Annotated in this window: 21 protein-coding genes; 11 read left to right on the top strand and 10 right to left on the bottom strand. The window is 60.6% G+C overall.

Going from position 1 to position 22,576, the window contains the following annotated elements:
* Positions 1-308: SOS response-associated peptidase family protein (locus EU811_RS22120; RefSeq protein WP_238703521.1), on the bottom strand; the 308-nt coding region annotated here is incomplete at its 3' end.
* An 89-nt stretch (positions 309-397) separates the two neighbouring features.
* Between EU811_RS22120 and EU811_RS22115 the strand changes: the two genes are divergently transcribed.
* Both EU811_RS22115 and EU811_RS22110 read left to right on the top strand, forming a co-directional pair.
* The gene (locus EU811_RS22115; protein ID WP_142940412.1) at positions 398-868 is read left to right on the top strand and encodes a hypothetical protein; all 471 of its coding nucleotides are present in this window, start codon (positions 398-400) and stop codon (positions 866-868) included.
* A 328-nt stretch (positions 869-1,196) separates the two neighbouring features.
* Positions 1,197-2,291, top strand: coding sequence for an IS110 family transposase (locus tag EU811_RS22110; protein WP_142940411.1), 1,095 nt, complete (start codon positions 1,197-1,199; stop codon positions 2,289-2,291).
* Between the two features lie 19 nt (positions 2,292-2,310).
* Here EU811_RS22110 and EU811_RS22105 read toward each other — a convergent pair whose 3' ends face one another.
* The 3 genes from EU811_RS22105 to EU811_RS22090 form a co-directional block, all read right to left on the bottom strand.
* The gene (locus EU811_RS22105; protein ID WP_142940410.1) at positions 2,311-2,757 is read right to left on the bottom strand and encodes a hypothetical protein; all 447 of its coding nucleotides are present in this window, start codon (positions 2,755-2,757) and stop codon (positions 2,311-2,313) included.
* Positions 2,758-2,943: 186 nt separating this feature from the next.
* A complete protein-coding gene (locus tag EU811_RS22100; protein ID WP_142940409.1) occupies positions 2,944-4,632 on the bottom strand; it encodes a hypothetical protein in 1,689 nt (562 codons plus the stop codon).
* A 339-nt stretch (positions 4,633-4,971) separates the two neighbouring features.
* Positions 4,972-5,352: a DUF7793 family protein gene (locus tag EU811_RS22090; protein WP_165450225.1), complete on the bottom strand. Its 381-nt coding sequence runs from the start codon at positions 5,350-5,352 to the stop codon at positions 4,972-4,974.
* Between the two features lie 445 nt (positions 5,353-5,797).
* Between EU811_RS22090 and EU811_RS22085 the strand changes: the two genes are divergently transcribed.
* From EU811_RS22085 to istB, 5 genes are all read left to right on the top strand, one after another.
* Positions 5,798-6,145: a hypothetical protein gene (locus EU811_RS22085; protein ID WP_142940407.1), complete on the top strand. Its 348-nt coding sequence runs from the start codon at positions 5,798-5,800 to the stop codon at positions 6,143-6,145.
* Positions 6,146-6,687: 542 nt separating this feature from the next.
* Complete coding sequence (locus EU811_RS22080; protein WP_142940406.1) at positions 6,688-7,230, top strand: hypothetical protein; 543 nt, start codon at positions 6,688-6,690, stop codon at positions 7,228-7,230.
* A 410-nt stretch (positions 7,231-7,640) separates the two neighbouring features.
* Positions 7,641-8,033: a hypothetical protein gene (locus EU811_RS22075; protein ID WP_142940405.1), complete on the top strand. Its 393-nt coding sequence runs from the start codon at positions 7,641-7,643 to the stop codon at positions 8,031-8,033.
* A gap of 273 nt (positions 8,034-8,306) precedes the next feature.
* Positions 8,307-9,983, top strand: a complete 1,677-nt coding sequence (gene istA, locus EU811_RS22070) for an IS21 family transposase (protein WP_011691636.1) — start codon at positions 8,307-8,309, stop codon at positions 9,981-9,983.
* A complete protein-coding gene (gene istB, locus EU811_RS22065) occupies positions 9,980-10,795 on the top strand; it encodes an IS21-like element helper ATPase IstB (RefSeq protein ID WP_011691635.1) in 816 nt (271 codons plus the stop codon). Before istA ends, istB begins: the two co-directional genes overlap by 4 nt.
* Before the next feature lie 52 nt (positions 10,796-10,847).
* Here istB and merA read toward each other — a convergent pair whose 3' ends face one another.
* On the bottom strand, positions 10,848-12,290 hold the full coding sequence (merA, locus tag EU811_RS22060) for a mercury(II) reductase (RefSeq protein ID WP_011691634.1): 1,443 nt from the start codon (positions 12,288-12,290) through the stop codon (positions 10,848-10,850).
* A 172-nt stretch (positions 12,291-12,462) separates the two neighbouring features.
* On the opposite strand from merA, the gene EU811_RS22055 reads away from it, so the two are divergent.
* From EU811_RS22055 to EU811_RS22045, 3 genes are all read left to right on the top strand, one after another.
* Positions 12,463-12,852: a heavy metal-responsive transcriptional regulator gene (locus EU811_RS22055; RefSeq protein WP_031216440.1), complete on the top strand. Its 390-nt coding sequence runs from the start codon at positions 12,463-12,465 to the stop codon at positions 12,850-12,852.
* Between the two features lie 235 nt (positions 12,853-13,087).
* Complete coding sequence (locus tag EU811_RS22050; protein WP_142940404.1) at positions 13,088-13,666, top strand: RNA polymerase sigma factor; 579 nt, start codon at positions 13,088-13,090, stop codon at positions 13,664-13,666.
* 1,049 nt (positions 13,667-14,715) lie between these two features.
* Complete coding sequence (locus tag EU811_RS22045; RefSeq protein ID WP_142940403.1) at positions 14,716-15,171, top strand: hypothetical protein; 456 nt, start codon at positions 14,716-14,718, stop codon at positions 15,169-15,171.
* A 436-nt stretch (positions 15,172-15,607) separates the two neighbouring features.
* On the opposite strand, the gene EU811_RS22040 is transcribed toward EU811_RS22045, so the two are convergent.
* Both EU811_RS22040 and EU811_RS22035 read right to left on the bottom strand, forming a co-directional pair.
* On the bottom strand, positions 15,608-16,000 hold the full coding sequence (locus EU811_RS22040; RefSeq protein ID WP_142940402.1) for a hypothetical protein: 393 nt from the start codon (positions 15,998-16,000) through the stop codon (positions 15,608-15,610).
* 65 nt (positions 16,001-16,065) lie between these two features.
* Positions 16,066-16,341, bottom strand: coding sequence for a hypothetical protein (locus EU811_RS22035; protein WP_142940401.1), 276 nt, complete (start codon positions 16,339-16,341; stop codon positions 16,066-16,068).
* A gap of 498 nt (positions 16,342-16,839) precedes the next feature.
* Between EU811_RS22035 and EU811_RS22030 the strand changes: the two genes are divergently transcribed.
* Positions 16,840-17,133 (top strand): hypothetical protein, encoded by a 294-nt coding sequence (locus EU811_RS22030; RefSeq protein ID WP_142940400.1) that lies wholly within the window; start codon positions 16,840-16,842, stop codon positions 17,131-17,133.
* Between the two features lie 1,189 nt (positions 17,134-18,322).
* Here EU811_RS22030 and EU811_RS22020 read toward each other — a convergent pair.
* From EU811_RS22020 to EU811_RS22010, 3 genes are all read right to left on the bottom strand, one after another.
* The gene (locus EU811_RS22020; RefSeq protein ID WP_142940398.1) at positions 18,323-19,036 is read right to left on the bottom strand and encodes a DedA family protein; all 714 of its coding nucleotides are present in this window, start codon (positions 19,034-19,036) and stop codon (positions 18,323-18,325) included.
* A gap of 128 nt (positions 19,037-19,164) precedes the next feature.
* Positions 19,165-21,759 (bottom strand): bifunctional lysylphosphatidylglycerol flippase/synthetase MprF, encoded by a 2,595-nt coding sequence (locus tag EU811_RS22015; RefSeq protein ID WP_238703520.1) that lies wholly within the window; start codon positions 21,757-21,759, stop codon positions 19,165-19,167.
* 22 nt (positions 21,760-21,781) lie between these two features.
* Positions 21,782-22,549: a phosphatase PAP2 family protein gene (locus tag EU811_RS22010; RefSeq protein ID WP_238703519.1), complete on the bottom strand. Its 768-nt coding sequence runs from the start codon at positions 22,547-22,549 to the stop codon at positions 21,782-21,784.
* Positions 22,550-22,576: the final 27 nt, after the last annotated feature.

Here is a 22,576-nt window from a genome sequence, read left to right as displayed (position 1 = left end):
AGCTGTACCGGATAAGCAGGCAAGATGGCTCTGCGCTTCACCGCGGCCGAGCGGAAGGAAGGCTTCTCCAGGATCGTCTCACTCCGGGCATTAATCATTTTGGAACCCATCTTGGTGTCCTTGGCCCAGGACGGCACCAAGCCCCACCGGGCGATAAGCAGGCGCCGGTCAAGGGCGCCCTCATCCAAGCGTTCGGCCACGATGGGGACGTTCTGGGTCGGGGCGACGTTCCAGCTCGGCCCCGGCGGGCTGCCCTCAACTTCCTTCGCCTCGAAATGACTCAGAAGATCGCTCGTTGCTTTGGACATTACATATCTGCCGCACATGAGACCATTCTGCCCACAAATCCCCAAGCTGATGCCCGGGGTTGTCTGAGTGGTCTGTCAAGATTTCATGTGTGAACAACTTTCATGCCCTGATGGCCCAGGTCATTCCGGTGCTTCTGCTGGCGGCAGCTTTCGAATCGAAGGTCCTCCAACGCGTGCCAATGCGGTACGGGGGGAAACCGGACGAAACAGACGAAACCGGGCGGGTAGGAAGAGACACGAACTTTTTTCAGTCCGTCGGCATGGCCATCGTCCTGATCTTCATCGGCGCAGGAGAAGCGCTGACCATCTGGTGCGTCTACACCGGGCAACACGAACCATGGCAAAACGCGTGGGTACTGCTCGCCGGCCTCACCACCCTCGCTCTCGTCATCGGCCCCTTGGTCACCCTCCACATAAACGACTACAGGAACACCAACAAGTTCCGCGGCGTCGACTGGGTAGCCCGAATCCTTATCCTCATACTCATCGCCGGAACCATCTACACCCTCTGGCTCGTCTTAATGCTCATCGGAGTGCTCGTACCGACCAACCCAAACTGAATCAGGTACACCCGAGGCTGTGCACATGTAAATCTCGGAATAGACCCCCATGGTCTGTAAGTCTTTACCCGGTTGCTCCGTGAGCAGCTGGCAGTCTGATGCTGTGGCCTGGCCAGGGTGTGGCTCACCCATGGTATTGCCTCCGGATTGAGTTTCCGGAGTGCGCTTTCTTGGATATGTCCGCCTTGGCCGGGCCCGGCATCGGTTCTGTCTACAGCGCTGGCCTGATTAGAAGCATGCCCACCCGCCCACCGGGTGTGGCCCATTACAGACCTGCCACGCAGTAACCCACCGATGGGCTTCCATTCCCGGCACCCAGGAGGAAAAGATGATTGTGGCAGAGCACTTCGACTTCGTCGTCGGCATTGATACGCACGCCAAAACGCATACCCTCGCGATCATCGACACCGCAAGCGGTGGAGAAAGAGCGAACGAAACATTCCCTGCCACCGCAACCGGAGGCAACCGCGCCCTGTCCTGGATTCTGCGCCGCACCGACGCTTCTCCTGAGCAGGTTCTACTCTCCATGGAAGGAACAGGATCGTACGGCGCCAAACTAAGGCAACAAGCATCCGACGCCGGCTTCCAAGTCACCGAAGCACCCGTCCCTAACCAACAACTGGGCCGATACCAGGGCAAATCCGATTCCATCGATGCGACCCGCGCAGCACGAGCTACCCTGAGCATCCCTATGGACCGACTTCGGGAACCCCGGTCGGGCCAGAACCAGATGGCACTACGGGTCCTCACTAATGCGCGCCGATCTATGGCCCGCGAACGCACAGCAGCCATCAACGCTCTGACGGCCCTCCTGCGCATCGTGGACCTCGGCATGGATGCCCGCAAACCCTTGACGGTCACCCAGATCAACACCATCGCAGCCTGGAGGGAACGGGAGGAGGAATTCGGAACTCAAACATGCCGCCGCGAAGCCGTCAAGTTAGCAAAGCAAATCCTGACTCTGCGGGAACAAATGGCCCAAAACCACGCAGAACTTGAGACGCTCGTGCAGCAAGTCCAGCCTGCCCTTCTGAATATCTACGGAATCGGCCCAGTGCTTGCCGCAATCATCCTCACCGCCTGGTCGCACACCGGCAGAGTGCGCTCGGAGGCCGAATTTGCAGCTCTGGCCGGCACGTGCCCCGTTCCTGCCTCATCAGGTGGCACCACCAGATTCAGGCTGAACCGCGGCGGTGACCGGCAACTCAACAAGGCGATCTACACCATCGCCCTCATCAGAATGAACCGCGACCCAGCTACCAAAGACTACGTCGCAAAACGAACAAGCCAGGGTCGCACGAAGAAGGAAATCATCCGCAGTCTTAAGCGATACATCAGCCGCCAGATTTACAGAACTCTAAAGGGAGAGACCGAAGATGCGGCACCCTCGAAATCCATACCCCAAGGGTCAGCGCAGTATTAGTACCAGCTGGACTCTTCGGTTACTCGCCTACATACACGTTCTGATGAATGCGCCTCAAGCCTTCAGACTCCAACTGAGCGGTGTCAGCGTTGTCTCGCACCAGGGCTGCGGGTCTTCTATCTGTCCCGCTCACGGTCACGATCTTATTGCTGGAGCTGCCGGCTGCAACTGCACATCCCGCGTAATCGGTGATTTGCTGATCGAGATGGAATACCGCCAGACAGGCTTGGGCGCCGTCGGTACTCTGCGCTGCAAAGTACTGTCGACCGTCCTCTTCGACCAGAAAACGAAGAGTTGTAGCATCAACCTGTTCCAGAAAAGGAAGCTTGACATCCTCAGGGACGACATCTTTCGGTCCTGCAGGAGCCTTCAGCGCAGCAATGCCATACCCATTGCTGGCGCAGCCTCCCAGCAGTAGTGGAACCGTCAGCAGTGCAATCGTTGCCGTGAGTTTGAGCTTCATCATCTGTTTCCCCCAGTCGCGCATACCGTGCCAATGACGCTACCGCACTGCTCTCGGTGGGTCTTGTCATACGAAAGAAGGCCTAAGCGCCCCAAGGCTTTTTTGCTTGACGAATATAGAAGCATCCAAACCTCGGGCGGCCGTCTCCCCTAGCGGTACGGCACTATTTCTTAGTCGAGCTCAACCCAGTTATGCTCCACTTGGGAATCCCGGGCTTGTGTCCCCGGCCCGATTGAGGGCCTCTTCTACGCGGGAAAAGGGCGTGAGTTCGTTAAAGGTGTCTTCGATCAGTTGGTTCTTCGGTATTGCTTCGGGTCCGATCACTCTTACGACCGCATCCGTGAGGCTCTGGTTTGCCAGATGAGCATCTTCCAGAATTTCGGTCAGGACTTCGCCCAAGGTTTCGGGGGGAAGCGAGGACAGAGTTTCAACGTCTTCCAATGAGGCTGTCAGGACTGGGAGCGATGGGGTGCCGAATCTGCTGCGCATTCGGTCGGAGTTGGACCCGAACATCCGTTCGGCCGTGACAACCAAACCGATCAGTGGTCGGTCGGCGGGGATGTGGCTGAAGTTCGGGTTTCCCGCTCTAAGTTCCTCAGCGTTTTTGGCCAGCTGCCGGTATGCCTTTCCAACGTACTGATCGAGGAGGCTTTCTGCCTTCTGATTGCCGGCACGCGCTTCGAGTGTCATGCGCGCCGATTTGCACTCGATGAGGATCGTGGCAGCTGGAGTAACGACAAACCAGTCCGAGGACCGCATGACCCCGGCTTTCTTCTTTTCCCACGTAAATTCCGGGATGACGGTTTGCTCACCGGTGTGCCGGAGTTGCATGCCCGTGTACGCTTCGACCTTGCTTCCGAAAACCTGCCCGAAGCGGTCACCCCATCGAGCCATGGCCCGGTAATACACGTTCTGCGTCTCAAAAGCCCGAAGGACGAAGTGCGGCTGTGGCGCGTACCGCAGACCGTCCCCCAGGTCAACGAAGGGGCGTTCGATTAAGGGGTTGAACGCGTAACGTCCCGCCGGCACCGGCATTTCTTTGGCACGGTCCTTCGCCTGTTCAACGGTCGTGGTCAACAAGTCCAATACCCTCAGAAGTTCTTTGGCAGGGATAAGACCTTCAAACTTCGAGTAGCCATGGCTTTCTGGCCATTTCGGATCAAACGTTCCGGCATGGGAGCAACTGAGGGCGTAGAGGATGAAGGACGCCGTCAGAGCGGTTTGGAACGGTGCGCCCAGCACCTCCTGCCATTCATCTGCTTCCGGCTGCCAAAGCCCTGGCGTTTCCGTCTTTGTGTAGAGCAGGTAGGACCGTGCGAGTTCGTTCTTCGGATTTTTTTGATACCAGGTCTGCTCATAGGCCATCCCCAACAACATGGTAAAGATACTGGTCGTGGATTCCTGCGAGTGATCCCACCCGGGTGAGTCGAGGAAGTAGTTGTGCATCTGCCGAAGAGCATTGTCATCGACGGGTTTGGACCGTCTCTCATTGCTGTACAGCATGCAGTCACGCGCCATTGCAGCGTAAACCCAGGGATGGATCCCTTTCAGCTTTTGCGCAGGTTTGTCGTAGGCGCGTTTCGCTGCTGCCGCCGCTACGGCCGGGATAAGCTCCGATGGCGCATGACGCCTGGTGGCCTGCCTGAACAGGGAATATCTACCAATGACCTCAGGAACCCAGGGATCTGCAGCTGCTCGCATGACCAGAAACCTACCCGAAAGTTCCTGTCCAGGACTCTGTCGTCCTGAAACGCACCAGCAAGTCGGTGAAGGCTCCCTACACGCTACACAGTTTCCCGTCCCACTTCCTTGGAACTGGAACACCCCTTGATGGGACACTTCCCGTCGAATCGAAGTCCGTGGATTCGAACCTGCCATGGAGCTGCATCCTGCCCAACTACTTCGCGCTCTGGACGATAACTCCCTTTCCCGGCCTTCAGGGATCATGTCCGATGCGCGGCCCGGCTTCTTACATGGCGAAACCCTCCGGAAGGACACCCCGGCGCTCGTTGTGCCCGAACGAAGGCCCTGGGCTTCTTCCTCTGGTCACAGCAGGAGCCGGGGTTAGTGTGCGTGGAGGTTGCATCGTCGTCCTGCGGCTTGGCTTGGGGACCAATGAAGTCGCCGCCATGTTCCGGTCCGAAGAAGCAGCAGTCAGGAAAGCTCCACACATCTTCCTCATGGCACGCCAGGTTGGGGTGCTCTGGACCAGTGGAATTACGGAAGCGGACTACCGCGAAGCCAGGTCATGGCCTCGCCGCGGGAGGCGAAAAACCGGGTGGGACATGGGAGGGTTCGGCGTGCCATAGCAAAGTTTGCGACAACCCGATTTACGGGATTTGAACCAAGCAGGGCAATTCGCGACGCAGCACACTTGGTACTGAAAACGGCCTTGGCTGGACGAGTTACGGCTCTGGTGTTTGTTATGTCGATCAGCATCGGATACTCGGCGCCGTCGGCCACTTCATTGAGCCTTGCCATGGCTGCATGGACATCATCAGCTTCGAGAACAGTGGACGGCTTCCACACAAGGTGGAGAATTCCCTCCGAATCGAGTTCCAGCGTGCCCTTGCCGACGTCCACAGTGATTGGTTTCATAGCTCCCCTTCGCCAGTGAAGCCTAGACTAGCCGCTTCCTCAGGCGTGCGGCACTCTAAACGCCGCATTATTATCCGTTCCACTTCCTAAGTAACGGGATTCTCCCCACCAACTCTGACTCTGCGATTTGCGCGGTCGTCGCTTCTGCATGCGCCGGGCCATCGACATGTTGCCTCGTGGGGAGGAATCTAGAGTTAACGGACCCACCTACACGCGGTGGCGCTGTCGTCCCAAGGGCGGAGAACAGGTCATGAACGTAGCCAGACGGCTAGGATGCACATTTCTGGTTGTCGTGCTCATGTCGGCGGTGGGAGTGATGTGCCCCGCTTCGGCTGCGGAAGGCGCGAAGCCAACTCGAACGGTCATCACAGTTCCGGAGCCCTTCGTAATACCGGCGGGTCAAGGCTGTACATTCCCCGTCGCCGCAGAAGCCGAGAGTGTCCGGGTGACGATCACCGAGTTCGCTGATGGACGGATCGTGACGCACGACATCGCCGACCCAACACTCACCAATGTGGACACCGGAAAGTCGGTCGTACATCGCAGCCGCTTCCATGCCACGGATTGGCCTTCTTCAGTGGAAGGCGACATTGTATTTGAGACCAGTGGTCAGCTGTTCATGACCCTCTTTCCTGGAGACCAAGGGCCCTATGGACTGGTCGAATACCCAGGCCTGCTCCTAAGCGTCAACGGCCATACTCGCGTGACGATGGAATCGTCCACCTTCGTCTACACGTCCTTCTCGCTCAATGGAACAGCGACAGACCTGTGTGCAGCCCTTGCTCCTCAATAGCACTTCCCGGCCGGGTTTCCGGGCGGCTGGCAAGTAACAAGAGCGCAAATGAAGCGTCCCGCTTCCCTGGAAGTGTGACGCTATTGGCGGAACGCTGTCTTGAATCCGGAGCCGAGACTCCCGCGTACCGTGGCCGTCAACGGCAGCCTAGGAACTGCTGTGCTTCTCTTAGCCTCGCCACGGACCCGCCTTATGTTCCACCGCAGCTGCTCAACATTCTCAGACCGATCCTCTACAGCCAAAGTGTCCAAGCCAACACCAGCCTTTACAGGCGCAACCACTCACAGCCGCCACCCGCGGTGGACCTCAGTGGCCAGCTCCCGGGGCCGACTGGGTTAGTCAACGAGCATCTCGGTATCGCCGGCTTGATAGCTCACAAGAAAACTGCACGTCCTCTGATGAGCCTGGCAGCCTGAGGAATTTTGACACCCTGGTGAGAGCGTCTGAAACCGCCTGCGCTGCTCACGGTCGCTGTCTTCCTCGGAATTGGGGCCGGGCGTAGACTTCGCCTTAAACAATGGCGCGAATCAAAAGGAAATCCTTTGACCCACGGTGCTGCCAAGGCCCTGGCAGCTGTCATTCTTTTCTCCCTGTCGGGCTGCACGGCAAGCGGAACAATCAGCACTGAGACGACGACTAACGGAATCAGTTCTGCGTCCTCGACAACGACCGGGAGTGCAACAGGGCAAGCCACGGCCGGCGGCGTACACGGCCCGGTTTTCCACGGCAGTTCTGGCACCCACCCGCTGTCCAATGACGAGACTTGTCTCGAAATCAGAGCCATCGGCGTTCACGCCTGGTGGCACCAACACCCGGAGTCCATCTTTAACCAGCAGGACCTCAAGGTGTTGTTCGAAGACCTCAAGAGGCTTTCGTACAGGGTCGCAGACAGCACCCTGAGGGTCGGAATCTCCGAGTACGCCGATCTTAACCTCTACCTCGGAGAGCCCGGGAGTACCATGACTCCCGGTCAGTGGGCGAAGTCGAGAGGCATAAACGACGACAGGGCCAAAGCTTGGGACGTCCTCGTGGAGACATGCGCTCTCCATACCCAGCCCACAGATCTGCCTGCCAGATACCAATGATGGCTATCCGCGAAAATGGGCATTATCCGGCCCATTCCTCGCGAGTCGGTTAACTTGATGCATTCGGCCACCGTAAGGCGTAATAGGGACCCGCTGGGTGGGACAAACCTAACCATCAGTGTCCATTTCCTTAGAACTGGGACACCCTCAGTGGGACACTCCCCCACCCATCCGAACTGACACGAACTGTCATTGTTCGCAGTCGCTTGCACTGATGTCCTCTCTATTCCGCGGTGTGCGCAACCGCCTATGACCACGTAGTAATCGAAGCCGGCTGCACAAACGAGTCATTTCGCGTCCCACGGCTCTGGACTAGGTTTTTCGTATGGGTGTTCTGTTCTCGGCCCTGTTCCCGCGGTGACGAAATGACGGACAACGATGTTCCGCTCTTCGGTCATGGCCTATAGGCCATGACCGAAGAGGACTGGGATACCGCGGTCCGAACCGCCGCCGTGATCACTCCCCTGTCGCAGCGGGACGTAATAGGGCTCAGCGCTGCGGCCGAAGCTGCAGCGCAGCTGGGTGTGTCCCTGCGGCAGGTCTATGTTCTGGTTGATCGGTGCAGGCGCGGTTCCGGCAACGCAACCGACCTGTTGCCAGGGCAGTCAGATGGCGGACGCGGGACCTGGCGGTTGGCCGTGCCCGTCGAAGACGTACTGCAGGACTTGATTCGGGGCCGTTATCTGAAGCGGCAAAAGCTATCCTCGGCGGCCCCTCACCGCGATGTCGTCCAAGCTTGTTCCATCAAAGGTCTGGTCGCACCCTCCCGGACACGCTCGGGTCTTGGTGGCCCCATCGTTTGAGGAGAGTCCTTTTACAACATAGTTCTGTCAGTGCGCGAGTAGTGTTGCCACATCTGCGGGCGAAGCTTTAGGACTGGAGAGCTAGCATGAGTGTTTTCCCGAACGAAGAACAGCAAAAGTGGGTGAGCTGAGTATGACAGTCTGATCGGAGCCCACTAGGACGGCCCGAACGGTACCCACCAGCCGGACATGCCGAACCTAATGACGGCTTGAATGGTACCCACCTGTGAACGTTGATCCATCCAGTGTTGGATCGACGACGGGAGGGCCGGGATGGGGTCAAGAGTGGAGTTGTTCGCGCAGATTCGGAGGGATGCCCGGGTGGAGGGCGCGTCAATCCGGGAGCTTGCCCGCAGGCACCAGGTGGCGCGGAAAACCGTGCGTAAGGCGTTAAGTTCCCCGGTCCCGCCAGAGCGTAAAACTCCTGTACGGTCCTCGCCGCGGCTTGATCCTTATAAACCGACGATCGACGCCATGCTCGTCGAGGACACGACGGCGCCGAGGAAGCAGCGTCACACTGCCCGGAGGATTCTTGCCCGGCTCATCGAGGAGCATGGAGCGGACGAGTTGTCGTATTCGACGGTGCGTGACTACGTTCGGGTCCGCCGGGCGCAGATCGATGTGGAGGCCGGCCGCCGGGTTGAGGTATTTGTTCCTCAGGAGCACGCCCCGGGCGCGGAAGCGGAAGTGGACTTCGGTGAAGTCTGGATCGTGCTGGACGGGGTAAAGACGAAATGCCACATGTTCATCTTCCGGCTTTCTCACTCCGGCAAAGCCATCCACCGGATTTACCCCACCCAGGCCCAGGAAGCGTTTCTGGAAGGCCACGTCGAGGCGTTCAACGAGATCGGCGGCGTGCCGGTCAAACATATCCGCTATGACAACCTCACCAGTGCCGTCAGGGCCGTGGTGTTCGGTCAGGGGCGGAACCGCCTGGAGAATGACCGGTGGGTGTTGTTTCGCTCGTTCTATGGATTTGATGCCTTTTATTGCCAGCCAGGTCTTGCCGGCGCTCACGAGAAAGGCGGGGTCGAGGGCGAGGTGGGCTGGTTCCGCCGCAACCGGCTGACCCCGATGCCCGTGGCGAGGTCCCTTGATGAGCTCAACGACTGGATCCGGAGCCGGGAGGTTCAAGACGATCAGCGGCGGATTGATGGCAGGATCCGCACTATCGGCCAGGACTTCGCCGCCGAGCGCCCGTTCCTGGCACCGTTGCCGGCCGACGAGTTCGATCCCGGTCTGGTGTTGAACCCGAGAGTGGACCGGTCCTCAATGATCACCGTGCGGATGGTGAAGTACTCGGTGCCAGCACGGTTCATCGGTCGGCGGGTCCGGGTTTCATTGCGGGCATCCGAAGTTGTGGTGTTCGACGGCCGCGCGGTGGCGGCCCGGCACCAGCGGATTATTGCCAAGGGCGGGCAGTCGGTCCAGTTGGACCATTATCTGGAGGTCCTCAAGACCAAGCCCGGCGCTTTGCCTGGTTCCACTGCTTTGGCCAGGGCGCGGGAGTCGGGTGCTTTCACCAGCGCCCATGACGCCTTCTGGTCTGCCTCGCGCAGGGTCAACGGTGATGCCGCGGGGACCCGTGAACTGATTGACGTCCTGCTGCTGCACCGATCGATGGAAGCCGAAGACATCGAGGCAGGGATCACCGCAGCCCTTGGAGTAGGTGCCGTCAGTGCCGACGTCGTGGCGGTTGAAGGCCGCCGACATGCCTCCAGCATCCCTGCTGGTGGGTCCCGTCCTGACCGTCATCGCGGTGCTCATGCTGAAGCGAAAGTGCAACGAGTTGTCAGCCTGACCCAGCGCCGGCTGATGGACCCGGCGGCGGTCATCGCCGGGCTCCCTCCAGACAAGCGGCCGCTCCCGGCGATCAGCGCCTATGACGAGCTGCTGGCCAAACGCACCGAACACTCCGCAGGAACCGCGTCGAAGGAAAACATCTCATGAGCCCCACCGCACCGGCCACCACCATCACCCCAACCCTGCGACGGCGCCGCGGTCTGACTGAGCAGGCCGCGGTCGCGGCCGTGGACCAAGCATGCCGCCGATTGCGCCTGCCCACCATCCGGGCGGTTCTGGACGAAGCTCTGACCGTCGCGGGGAAGGAACAACTCTCTTACCAAGGCTTCCTGGCCGAGCTGCTGCTGGCCGAATGCGATGACCGGGACCGTCGCTCCTCAATCCGACGCGTCAAAGCCGCGAACTTTCCCCGGGATAAATGGCTCGGTGATTTCGATTTCGACGCGAACACGAACATCAACCCCGCTACCATCCATACCCTCGCTACCGGCGAATGGATTCGAAAAGGTGCACCGCTATGCCTGATCGGGGACTCCGGAACCGGCAAATCCCACCTGCTTATCGGGCTGGGCACCGCCGCGGCGGAGAAGGGATACCGGGTCAAATACACTTTGGCCACCCGGCTCGTGAACGAACTCGTCGAAGCCGCCGACGACAAAGTCCTCGCCAAGACCATCGCCAGATACGGCCGAGTGGACCTGCTCTGCATTGACGAGCTCGGCTATATGGAACTGGACCGGCGCGGCGCCGAACTCCTCTTCCAGGTCCTCACCGAACGCGAAGAGAAGAACTCCATCGCCATCGCTTCCAACGAGTCGTTCTCCGGCTGGACCAAGACATTCACCGACCCGCGCCTCTGCGCCGCGATCGTTGACCGGCTGACGTTCAACGGCACCATCATCGAAACCGGCACCGATTCCTACCGCCTCGCCCACAGCCTGACAAGGAACGCGCACTAAAAGGTAGCCGCGGCCGCCCGCCCCACGAACACATAGGTTGTCGTTGACCACTTCATGCCGCGCAACAGGACAGTTTGGAGACGTCAGTAGTGAAGGACTGGGCTGCTATCTTGATGCCTTCGGCCATGGTCAGATAGGGGCTCCAGAGATTCGCGACCTGATCAACGGTCATCCCGGCCTCCAGAATGTAAATCCCTGCGGCGGCGATGTCCCCGGCGTCCTTACCCACGACAGTGATCCCTACAATCCGACCCGTGTCCGCGTCGGCAACGATCTTGATGAAGCCGCGGGTATCACGGTTCACCAGCGCGCGAGGGATAAATTTGAGCGGCAGAACCCGGCACATGCACCGGATCCCTGCCTGGTTCGCTTCCTTGTCCGTCATCCCGACAGCGGCCAGGGCAGGGCTGGTAAACGTGACCCGGGGCAGGTGCCGGTAATCGACCTCACGCCCGGCACCCTCAAAGGCGTTCTCCACCATCAGGGCCCCGTGCGCGGCGGCGACATAAACGAACTCCGGGTGACCCGTCACATCACCCGCGGCCCAGATCCTCGGATTAGTACTGCGAAGGCTCCCGTCGACCAGGACTTCCCCGCGGTCCCCGGTTTCAACGCCGACCATGCAAAGGTTCAAATCCTCCGTGACCGGGCGCCGGCCTGTTGCCATGAGCAGGCGCGCGGCCCTGAATTCCTCGTTTCCTCCTGAGACGGAAGCATCCACGACCACGTCCCCCGACACCTCATCGGTCCGGACCGAGGACGCTGTCGCTCGACGGACGACCCGGATGCCCTCATCGGCGAAGACACCGGCGAGGGCATGCCCGGCTTCAGGCTCTTCGGCCGAGGCGAGCTTGGACCGGACCAGGATGGTCACCTCCGTGCCGAGCCGGGCGAAAAGCTGCGCCTGCTCCAGCGCCACATACCCGCCGCCCACCACCAGCATCGAAGCGGGAACGTCCTGCAGCTCCATCGCACTCGTGGACGTCAGATAATCCACCTCGTCCATTCCCGGCACTTCAGGGATCCAGGGGGTGGAGCCGGTCGCGACCAGGTAGTGTTCCGCGCTGACTGTCTCGGTGGTTCCGCCCGGGGCGGTTATGTTCAAAACCGGTGCGGCTGCGGTTCCGGCGAACACCGCCGTCCCCCGCTGCAGGTTCCATCCATAGCCCGCGGCGAGATCCACATACTTCTCTGACCGCATGGATTCGACCAGTGAGCGCTTCCCGGCGACCAGTTCGGGCATATCCACCGGCTCTGCGGAGGTGCTGATACCGGGGAACCGTCCGGAAGCATCGAGGGCGACATGGCGGGCTTCCGCGGCGGCCAGCAGGGCCTTGGACGGGATGCAGCCCGTGTTCACGCACGTGCCTCCCACAGTGCTGCGCTCCACCATCAACACCCGCTTGCCACGGCTGGTTGCCCGGATGGCCGCAGCGAAAGCAGCCCCGCCGGAACCGATAATGGCCAGGTCATAATCGAAAGATGCTGCCGACACGAGGGACTCCTGAAGATGGAAGGGAAGCAGCCGCCAGCACACCTGTTGCTCAACCGACCGCCATGTGCAGCCTTCAACCGAAGACCAGCTCTGCATCCCATTCTCAACCTTCCCCTACACTGGAATGTCAAGGAATCGCCGTCCTGGCCGCCTGCTAAGAAATGAGTTCATGATGCGTATCGGTGAGGCCGCGGCAGCGGCAGGGATGACAACCAAGACGCTGCGTTTCTACGAGGACAGCGGGCTTCTCCCGGCAGCGAAAAGATCCTCTAACGGCTACCGGGACTACCATGACGACTCCGTGGCCAGGCTCGAATTCATCCGCCGCGGACGGGCCGCAGGCCTCGCCCTGACCCAAATACGCGAAATTCTTAGCCTCCGTGACGCCGGAGAAGCCCCCTGCGCCCACGTCCAAGACCTTCTCTCCAACCAGCTGGCCGAACTGGACCACCAGATTTCTGAACTAATGGCGCTGCGATCCATCGTCGCCGGCCTTCACGCCACTGCCGCGTCCGGGACCGACGCAAGCTGCGATCCCGAACAAATCTGCAGCTACCTCTGACGCACTACTCCGCCAGACGCCAGCTTCCAACAACCGGGACCCCGGGTATCGTCCCAACCCGCGGCAGTGTTTTCACAGACCCAGAAACCACGCCAAGAACCCCTAGACACCCTCACAACATCATCCCCGGACGTCCGACGGGTGGGTACCGTTCGGGCCGTCCTAGTGGGCTCCGATCACGTTGACACAATCACCTGTTTTGGAACCAAAGTCGTGGTACCGGACATTATTAGGTATGAGTACCGATGAGGAACTGTGGCGACGCGCTCAAGAAGGAGACGCCGAGGCTTTTGGGGAAGTTTTCGATCGGCATTACCGTCGAGTATTTCGTCATAGTCTTCGCGTGGTGGGTTCGAGAGAGAACGCCGAGGACGTGACTGCTCTGGTTTTCATGGAGGCGTGGAGGAAACGCCGGAGTGTCAGGATGGTCAACGAATCGATACTTGCCTGGCTCTTGGTTGTTACCAACAACACAGTCCGAAATTGGGAACGATCGCGACGAAGGCACCAACAGATGCTCTCTCAGCTTCCGGCGGTCGACTATGAGCCTGATCCTGCAGATGAAGTTAGCGATCGAATTTCCAGCGTTTCAATCGAACGAATCGTTCGACACTCATTCGCCCGGCTAACCCGGAGGGAACAAGAGATTTTAACTCTCTGCGTACTTGAAGACCTCACGACGAAGGAGGCCAGCACGGTGCTCAAGATTCCCCACGGAACCGTGAAATCGCGTCTCCATCGAGCCAAATCCCGACTCGCCGACATGGTCGGATCAACATCTCCCGACATCAGTTTGGTTAGGAGCCTCTCATGAATCCTGAAGTCCAGTTTGACGAAGCGCGACGTAAAGCCGTTCGCAACATTCTGCTCCAGAATGTCCGAGACGACACAGCAAAGGTTCGCAGGCATAGCGCGCGGGCAGTTGCCGTAGGGGTGGTCATAGCTGGGTCGCTGACCCTTGGAGCCGGAGCTTTGGCTTCAACAGGCCAACTGGGTTGGATCGCCCTGCCATGCCAAGTGGCTGGGCCATGTTCACCCACCTACGCCACCGTGCCGGCGTGGCCTGTAAATGAGAAGGGTCAGACGTACGGAGTCCAGGGTGACAGTCCGATCCCACCCGACCTGGTCGCCGTTGTGGCAACAAACGGCGCCAGCGGATACGTACTCTCGCGGGACTTGGAAGGGCCACAGCCGACAAGCCCCGCCGATGCTGCAAAGAACTTTTCGACGCCTCGCCCAACACGGCAAATTCCCGTCTTTCTCCAAGACGGCGAAACTCAGATAGGCACGTTTGAGGCACCCGGATAATTAGATCACAAATTGACCATTGTGTTGAAGCCTCTCTTCGTATAGGTTCGAGCCACCATCATGGGGATGGCAAATCGACTTGGGGGATTTTCATGAAAAGACCATGGCATAATTCACTAATTGCTGCCGCTTGCGCGTTCTTTGTAGGATTCGCTGGACTAATTGGTATCACGGCGGCCAATGCAGGCACTGGACTGAATGGATTTTACGGACCAGTCAACGGATACAGCTACAAGAACGTGTCTGAGGCCTGGGCATCGACGAGAACCTACGCCGTCGCAGCCGTTGCCCCCACGTCAACCTCGTCGGTACCTGCCGGATACATGTCCGCCAATGCTCGGCTATTTCTGGCAACCGGTGAGCTTTGCAAGCAAACGGGCAATATCTACACCGGAAGCTGGTCTAGCAATTTCGCCGTTGTCACGCAGGGTAGCGGATGTGCCCTGCCCAGCGCTTACTACGGATGGTCAGTAACGGGCGCATGGAACGGTTCTGGCTATAACTACTACTACGCACCTCAGAGCACTTGGGTCAACGGAGTCTAGGGGGAACAACATGAGAAAACAACATATCGTCCGGATCTCAACCGGGGCCGCAATCCTGGCATCGTTAGCTCTTGGGGGCACCGCCGCCGTAGCTGTACAGGGCACAATCACCGCTGCCGAACAGAGAATGGACCTCCCGCAAGGTCCGGCCCCGGAATATCCGCGCAACGACTCGGGCCTGACGTATGGTTCAGCAGCGAAAGCCATCTCGCCAGAAACAGAGCCCGACCTCATCGCTGCCGTCGGTGACGATGGCACCAAAGGCTACGTCTATACGAAGCAGTTGAACTACCAGCCGCAATTCAAGAGTCCCGACGAGGCCGTGGCATGGCAACGGGAAAACGCCGGCAAGACCGTGACAATAGACCTTTACGACCAAACCGGAAAAACCAAAGTGGGAACCTTCACAGTCACGCCCCCAACCCAGTCAGAAATTGATGCAGCCCAGGGAACGGCCAACAAGTAAAGGAGAAGCGATTCAACCGACGCTTCGCTCTAGGTCGTTGGTAGTCTTTCAATAGAAATAGTTGGACGGGAGTAGCAATACTCCCGTCCATTCTCCTGTTCCGGAAAAAGTTCAGACGGTCGGGCCGCGTAGTAGCCGCTGCATTTGGGTATGCCCGCACTTGTACTTGATGCTCGGACTGGTCGCGATGGCCACAAAACATTCCTTCCCTTGATGTGAATGACTATTCAGCCAGGGAACGCATGTCGGCAACAGGACGGTGCTGCGATTTCAGATGGTGTCCCATGTCAGAGACTTTCTGGAGGCAGGCCGGGCGCGCCTTTTGGCGGCCGTGTGCTTGGTGGCGTTGAACGGCGGTCCGCCGCTGGTGATTGGTTGCTGTGGTTCGTCCTGGGCGGCGGGCCGCCCGCCCACACAGGCGAACGGCCCACCCGGCTTATGCGGCGCTGGCTGAATCTCGGGTGTTGAATCGACGGAAGTTGGTGGCGATTTCTTCGGCGATATCCGTCATCGGGGTTCGCGGCGTGATGGTCTTCTCTTCATCGTCGGCGAACTCCATCGGTTCGCCAGCGTCGTCGTAGTGATCCGGTCCGTAGTAGAGCTCTGCCGTGGTGAACTGGGATTCCAAGGGGTCATTCCAGTTGAAGGATCCGGGGCCGATTAGGAAGGTGTGGCGGCCTTCCTCCTGAAGGAAAAAGGTGGCTGTACCGCCGCCGGTCTGTCCGACTTGAAGTTCCAGGCCTTCGGTTTTCATAGCGTCCACCAGTTCCCGCGCGGGAAACCATTCGATCTCTTCGGCGGTTTGTTGTACTTCGAGGCTTTCAGCCATGGTCTCGTCTCCTGATTTCCGGGGGACCGTCCTCCCACGAAAGGCGAACGGTCCATCGGCTGGTGTTAGTGGAAGGTTGGGCGGTGTTCTGCGGCGAACAGGACGGCTATAGCTTCGTTGTGCCAGTCCAGCGCCGCGTATTGCCGGGTGGTGCCCAGTACGGCTGGGTTCACGTGGGCCTCGGCGTTGACGGCTTCGGCCATGCCGCGGATGTGTGCAGCGAGGTCTTCGGCTGCGCTGGCGCTGTAGGCCACGGGGGACTTCTCAACGATTGCGGCGAGGGTTTCGAGGAAGACCACGGCTTGGGCCGGGCTGTTGGCGATGGTGCGGTTTTCGGTCATTGTCCTCGGTCCTTTGCTGGTGGTGGGTGGGGTGGCCAATGGTGACCGGCCAGTTCCCCTCTCCCTCCGTTGTTTTTTGGCTGCTGGCGAAGCTTGCGGAGCTGTGGCCGACGGAGGCCTGTCTACCCTTGGGCAAGGTGCAGGAAATTCCCGGAGGAAATAAGCGACGCAGGAGCGCCGGAGGGAAATTCCTGCACCGCAGGCCCCGGAGCCTGCGGAGGGGCTAGACGGGGTGGAGCGGACACGTGCAATCCGAAGGACAGCAGCCAAAAAACGTCGTAGACACAACAGGACCGGGCACGGCGGAGCTCTGCGACGTCGGGACCGGGCCCAACAGCCGGCCACGGAGCGAAGCGGAGTGGACGCCCAAAAGGAGTGCGAGCCCCGCGAGCATGCTTCTCCCCGCGCATTGTCAGACTGGGTTGGTACGGTGAACCTGTCCCGCCTGGTTTCCCCCAATCCCAGGCGGGACACTTATGTCAGAAGGAGAGGTGGCACGTGGGACTGCGAAACATTCTGAGCAGGCGCCGCAAAGCACCGGAGCCGTCCGTGGCTGTGCGGACAGTCGAGGAACGAAGGACCCTGACCGCCGACGAATCGGCCGACCTGGAGGCCGCCTGGGCGGAGCTGCGGCAGACTACCGCGGCGTCCAAGGTGACATCGTTGCGTGCCTGCAGCCGCAACGGCAGCTCGTGGGTCGAAGACCCTGAGGCAGTGCGGGCGATCGCTGCCACCATCGGGCGCATCATGAACGAGACGGCCGAAGGTCCGAAGGACAACCATGCCCAGTAGGGCGTGCCGCCGTGTGGCCGCCCGCCCCGGATTCTATTTCCGACGGCAATTTCAAGCATGGCGAGGTCTACAAGACTCTCTGCTGTGATCCGGCCCGCGTGTAAGGCAGAAAGAAGCTTTTACAGGCCGAAGCTCAGCGAAGGTCCGTTCTGGTCCTGATCCTTTAGGCTGGGCGCATGGACGAGTCCATCCCGCGGGCACTGCAACCACCGGTTGCGGTTGCCCTGGCGAAACTCGTCAAGACGTTTCCCAGACCGGGCGCACTGCCGGGCGTCCTATATTCAGAACCCAAATGGGACGGATTTCTTCACTGGACATCGTCAAGCAAATTGGAGGCCGCAGCCGGGGCGCCATGCTTCTCGAACCCGCCGCCTCTGGGCCAGGCCATGTCCGTCCTGGCCGCTGCGGGCATTGCAGTAAGGCCGGTCGTCAGAGCGATGCATGGCTAAGTTGGTGGCGATGTTCGTTCTCGGGCAGAGATGTAAGCGCCGGTATTCGGGAGCGATGATGTTTTCACCCTGCCGGCACCCCGTCAGAGTGACTTGCTGAGTTGTTAGGCCATGAAAGCTGTGCCAGATCCGGTTTCTTTGGCGATGTCGGGCCTGTGCTCGCGTAACCCGCGCCCTATTTTGTCATGAGAGTTTGCGGCGTCCTCGCGAAATCGGGCCGACCACCGCCGGTTTCTGTCTTGCAACCGGCCTAAGAGGCGTTGTCTCCTCCTGCGGACGTGCCACGTTACTGCGGGCAGCAACACAAGTCCTAAGAAGAGGCAGAGCCATGCGTAAAAGTCCATTACGTGAATCCTATTCGTTTCCGTTTTGAAACTTTTTGAACCCACTCTCGCTGCACCGTGGCTACCGGCCGGCGGGTGGCGGCTCGGAGGTACGCGCCGAGCGTAGAGGACGGCGAGTCCAGGGGCATAGATCGGGGTCGCGGGGGCCTAGGCGCGCCAGTCACGCGTTTGTTGCCGGCCGCCCGTCGAGCTTTCCGGAATCCAGGCGACGGCTGTGTTTTGTCGGCCTGTCAAGTGCAGAAGAGCGTGCCGTCCGGGCGACGTAGCCGATGTGGCGCTTGTGCGCGGGAATCCGATCGGCGTTCCCGGGACAGAAGACGAGTTGAGGCTGATAACGCAAGTCGTCGCGGGCCGACTGCGGTACTCTTGAGGTGGGTTGTTTGGAGCGGCGGCAGTCTACGGGTGGTGGGAGTCGCTTTCCTGGGCCGGCCGCCGTGTACGTCGGCGGCGCGTTTTGACGATTTCGATGATCATTGGCAGCACCGATAGGAGCACTACGGCGATAAAGATGATGTCAATGTTCTTGCCGATCCATTCGTACTGGCCGAGCCAGAATCCGAGCAGCGTCATCCCCATGCCCCAGAGGAGAGCTCCAACTGCGTTGAAGAGGATAAATGTCCGGTAGCTCATGTTCGCTGCTCCGGCGATGACGGGGGTGAAGGTCCGCACGATCGGAATGAACCGGGCGAGGATGACGGCGCGTCCGCCGTAGCGAAGGAAGAATTGGTGGGCCTTGGTGAGGTGTTCTTGTTTGAACAGTTTCGCGTCGGGCTTTCTGTACAGGGCTGGTCCTGTTCTTTTTCCGATCAGGTACCCGGTTTGATCGCCTGCGAACGCACACAGGAACACGATGATCCCCAGAAGGAAGATGTTGATGTTCAGGGTCCCCGTTGCCACGAGCAGGCCCGCGGTGAACAGGAGTGAATCCCCCGGAAGGAAGAACCCCACAAGCAGCCCGGATTCGGCGAAGACGACACCACCGATGATGACCAGGAGCCAGGGTGCCAGGGCGGGCTGGTGAAGTATGACGGCAGGGTCTGCCCAGTCCGGGAGCAGTCCCGTCCCGACACGGCCGGCTCCGAGGGCGGAAATGGTTCTGGTGATGTCCATGGGGACAGGCTATGGCGGCGCTCCTGAGAGATTCCTGTGGAATTCTCAGGTTCCCTCATGGCCGCCGGCAAGAGGTGCGTCCAGGGAGGTGGCAGTCCCGGGGACCGGCGGGGCGTCCTTCGGGGAGATCACGGCCGGGGTGAGGGGTTTTTCCGGGATTTTGGCGTCTTGGTCAGTAGGATCCGGAGCAGGGTCCGGGCGAGGGAGATTCCTTGTCCGAAGCGCACTTCCGGGAGGTAGGCGCGGGTTACAGCGTTTCCGATGGCCGGCAAAGCTGCGGGGTCGGGGTAGAGCATGTACAGGGGCACGTATCGGGGTTGGAATTTGGCTTTGAAGCCGAGCAGGGACCGGAACCCGTAGATGGGTTCGAGGGTGGTGCCGAGTTGGTCAAGGAGCCGGTCCATGCCGGTCGGGGCCGGTGGCGGGTCGGTGGTGCGGTCGCTGTAGGGTGGTTGTGCCAGCGGGGCTCCTGAGAGGCTGATGAATTCGCAGCCTTCTTCTTTGAGGGTGATCGCCGCGGAGGCGATGAGGAATTCGGCGCTGGCGCGTAGACCGGTGGTGCGTCGGCGAATGAAGTCAAGCGTCCAGCCGATAACGGCGCCGTCACGGTAGACCGGCAACCATGAGGTCACGGCGTGGACTCTCTTGTCGTTGTCGATGGCGATGAGGCAGCGGATGTCGGGGTCGTTGAGTTCATCGAGGCTGCCAAGAGTGAAGCCCATTTCGGGGATTTTTTTGTCTGCGACCCATTCTTCGGAGATTTCCTGGATTTGTGCCTGGATCGGCAGGGTTGCTGCGGGGTAGCTGGTCCATTCGGCCCGGACGCCGGCCTTGGTGGCGTTGTTCATGGCCGTGCGGATGTCTTGGAATTTTTTTCCTTTGAAGCTTAGGTTTTCCAGGTCAAGGATGGTCTCTTGGGCTACCTGAACGCTTGCCCATCCGCTGGCGGCGGCGTGATCCTTCAGTTCCTGTGGAACGGAGTAGAAGCACGGGCTCCAGCCGTTAAGGGCGCAATGGGCGGTGAATTCGTCAAAGGCCTCCTCCTGTGCACTGCCGGGGCCGACAGGGGGTCCCAGGGTCAGAGCGATGCCACCGATGACCCGGTAGGCGAGGAAGCTCTGGCCGGAGGAGGCGAACCAGTAGCTGTTGCCGGGCCACGTTGTCATCCAGGACAGTGACCCGCCTTCGTGGGTTTTGATGATGGCCCGAGCCCGGGCTTCATCAAGGCTGTACCGGTCGTGGGCCGGCCGGAGGAAGGTCCTGAGCAAGGCAACTCCGGTGATGGCCCAAAAAACAATGCCAATCCCTTCATACAGAACCACCGCCGCGGTGCTTTGAGGAACAAACGCGGGTGAAAGGTCGAACATATAGCCAAGGGGCAGGAACCGGTCGGGGATGTCGGCCAGGAGTTCGCCCGCCCCAGGTGCGGGGGTGAAATCCCTGGCCGTGGCCAGGCCTGCCCCGAGATAGACCAATCCCAAGACTAGGGCCAGCGCTACGATCAGGGCCGCCGGGCGCGGGTAGGTCCCGTGCGGGGCGTGGACAGGGAACAGTCTTTGTCTGCTCAGCAGGAGGACCGAGAGCATGACCGGCACCAGCAGGGGCAGGGCCAGGGTGAGGGGATGGCCGTAGACGGCGGCGTCCATGGCCGCGAGGCCCTCGGTGGCGGCGGTGTCCGGGGCAGTGGGTTGCAGGACGCCGATGATGGTGACCAGGGCCATGGCTGAGAGCGCAACTTGGATGAGTAGCGTCCCGGCCCAGGCAAAGCGGCGGCCACGTCGCAGTCCATCAGCGAGCAGAAGGAGCAGGAATGAGGGAAGGACTGCCATGAACGTTCCACCCGCCCCGGCACGTAGCTGCAGTTGGGCGGACGCGCAGTCTTTGGCTTGGGCTGGGTCCGTGCACAGGGTTTGCAGGGTTTGCGGGTCAACGGGCTGGATGTTCGTGAAAAGAAACCGCAGCACCGACAACGGGCCGACCGCGTGAGGGGCCAGGCCGGCAACGACCGGTCCGATGGCCGTGATGGCGACCAGCAGGGCGATCAGCACCCGCCCCTCGTGCCGGGAGCTGACAGGATGCGGTGTCCGGGGCTTCCGGCCGGAGAGCACCGGTCCTACGAGAGCACCAGCGATCGCGGCGAAAAGCCGGACCAGGTCGGCGAAACCGCCGTTGTACAGGGCAAGCAACCCCAGCAGCGCAAAAACGACAAGCCTGACGCGGCGCCGCCACAGCGTCGTCATGGACGTCGTCGAGGCCATCAGTGCCCCGCAAACCAGGGCGGTAGGTCCCATGAAAAGGTGCCCGCTCATTTGCCGGGTCCAATCACCCATAACCCCTGCTGCGGCAGCCACGAAGCCCGTCGCAGCAGCCACTCCGAGAACCTGCCCAGCCACCGCGGCCGCTGCGAACCGCCGGCTGCCGATGCGTCTTTCGACCAGGACCCCCACCGTCAGCAGCAGCACAGTACCCAGCAGGTAGCCCGCCAGGTTCCGGGCCCAGAAAGCCGAGCTGAACAGCACCCACCAATGGTCCGGGAAAGAACGGGCCGTCGCGGCCAGCGAAACCCGGGACCCATCAGCGAACCCCGCAACCGCGGCCCCCGAGACCCAGAAAACCAGCACGCAACCCATGCTCACCGGCGCCGCGGCAACGTTGCCCAGGACCCTGCGCCAAAGACGCCGCCTCCGCTGTGCCGCGTCCGGGCTATCCAGATGCGTTGTCACTGGCTTTCCTCCCGGAGTCCGGTTATGGACCGTTGGGCCGTCCACGCTCCAGACGACCTATCAGCGCGGTACGGGCAAGGCGTGGTGCTATCAGATTGTTCCACAGCGGCAACCACGCCAGGATGGCTGCGGTACTGATGACCACGGACCCTGCCACATCGCTCAGATAATGGACCCCGAGGTAGAGCCGGGAGAAAGCGACCAGAGCCACACCCGCTGCTCCGAGGCCAACAGCAATGATCCTCTGGGCCCGGGTGCGTGCCACAACGATCACAAAGGCCAGGGCCATGGCCATGGCAAAGGCCGTGTGACCAGAAGGAAAGCTATCGAGCCGTGTTTCCGGTACAAGGGCGGTCACAGCCTCACCAGGAGGCCGGGAGCGGGAGACGAGGATTTTGCCGGCAGTTGAACTCAGCCATCCGACGGCAACGACCGAACCAAACGCCGCAGCCTGCAGCGGCCTGCCTTTGCCCCACCAAAGCCAGGAACACAGCAGCAACGACAGGATGATCGCTCCCGGCGGGCTGATCCCGAAATTGATCAGTTCGCTGATGCCGACCAGGGCGGCGCTGCGGCCATGACTTAAGGCGATGTCGAGCCCGAGCTCCGGCGTGAAAGGACCAAAGGATTTGGCGGTCAGTCCCCCGGCGACGGCGGCCGCATAGATGACGATGCCCGCGGGGATCCACCACCAGGACCGTAGTCCCAGGGATGTCCCCGGTTGGCGGGAGGCGGCAAGGTCCACGGCGTAATCCAGACTCTTAGAGGTGTAGGAGGGTGTTGCCTCCACCTTGGCGGCCCGGCGCTGAGAAGATGC

Origin of the sequence: Arthrobacter sp. TS-15, from assembly GCF_006964045.1 — a bacterium.
Classification (GTDB): Bacteria; Actinomycetota; Actinomycetes; order Actinomycetales; family Micrococcaceae; genus Arthrobacter.
This window is presented reverse-complemented; position numbering and strand designations above follow the sequence as displayed.

Coding starts and splice junctions, on each gene's coding strand:
- istA (WP_011691636.1), top strand. CDS start 8,307: ATGGGGTCAAGAGTGGAGTTGTTCGCGCAGATTCGGAGGGATGCCCGG.
- EU811_RS22105 (WP_142940410.1), bottom strand. CDS start 2,757: ATGATGAAGCTCAAACTCACGGCAACGATTGCACTGCTGACGGTTCCA.
- EU811_RS22075 (WP_142940405.1), top strand. CDS start 7,641: ATGACCGAAGAGGACTGGGATACCGCGGTCCGAACCGCCGCCGTGATC.
- EU811_RS22040 (WP_142940402.1), bottom strand. CDS start 16,000: ATGGCTGAAAGCCTCGAAGTACAACAAACCGCCGAAGAGATCGAATGG.
- EU811_RS22020 (WP_142940398.1), bottom strand. CDS start 19,036: ATGGACATCACCAGAACCATTTCCGCCCTCGGAGCCGGCCGTGTCGGG.
- EU811_RS22110 (WP_142940411.1), top strand. CDS start 1,197: ATGATTGTGGCAGAGCACTTCGACTTCGTCGTCGGCATTGATACGCAC.
- EU811_RS22035 (WP_142940401.1), bottom strand. CDS start 16,341: ATGACCGAAAACCGCACCATCGCCAACAGCCCGGCCCAAGCCGTGGTC.
- EU811_RS22045 (WP_142940403.1), top strand. CDS start 14,716: ATGAGAAAACAACATATCGTCCGGATCTCAACCGGGGCCGCAATCCTG.
- istB (WP_011691635.1), top strand. CDS start 9,980: ATGAGCCCCACCGCACCGGCCACCACCATCACCCCAACCCTGCGACGG.
- EU811_RS22090 (WP_165450225.1), bottom strand. CDS start 5,352: ATGAAACCAATCACTGTGGACGTCGGCAAGGGCACGCTGGAACTCGAT.
- EU811_RS22055 (WP_031216440.1), top strand. CDS start 12,463: ATGCGTATCGGTGAGGCCGCGGCAGCGGCAGGGATGACAACCAAGACG.
- EU811_RS22050 (WP_142940404.1), top strand. CDS start 13,088: ATGAGTACCGATGAGGAACTGTGGCGACGCGCTCAAGAAGGAGACGCC.
- EU811_RS22100 (WP_142940409.1), bottom strand. CDS start 4,632: ATGGCAGGTTCGAATCCACGGACTTCGATTCGACGGGAAGTGTCCCAT.